This window comes from Streptosporangium nondiastaticum, from assembly GCF_003011965.1.
GTDB classification, from domain to species: domain Bacteria; phylum Actinomycetota; class Actinomycetes; order Streptomycetales; family Streptomycetaceae; genus Streptomyces; species Streptomyces nondiastaticus.
The window spans coordinates 1-405 of the sequence record NZ_PXWG01000388.1; the positions used below are offsets into that span (position 1 = coordinate 1).

Sequence of the window (405 nt, forward strand, 5' to 3'; positions counted from 1 at the left end):
TGTGGTCGACCTGCGGGCGGCCGGCTGCCGGGCGCCGGCGGTGCTGTCGTATCCGGCGGGCTCGGTCGTCGTCGTGTCGGGGCTGCCCGGCAGCGGCAAGAGCACCCTCATGCGCCGCTGGTCGGCCGCGGCCCCCGCCGTCGACCCGCGGGCCGCCCACGAGCGGTGGCAGGCGCGCATGCCGGACCGGCTGCCGTACGCCGTCTACCGCCCGTGCGCACGGCTCGACCACTTCCTGCGGATCCGGGCGGCCGTGCGCAGCGGGGAGCCCGTCCTGGTGCACGACTGCGGCAGCCGCCCGTGGATGCGGCGCTGGCTGGCCCGCGAGGCCGGCCGCCGGGGCCACGAGCTGCATCTGGTGCTGCTGGACGTGGGTACGGCGCGGGCGCTGGAGGGCCAGCGGGA

At 78.5% G+C, this 405-nt stretch carries 1 protein-coding gene; it reads left to right on the forward strand.

The features are described 5' to 3' along the window. Positions 1-405, forward strand: a 405-nt coding sequence (locus tag B7P34_RS36370; protein WP_146167068.1) for an AAA family ATPase, incomplete at both ends; no start/stop codon positions are given.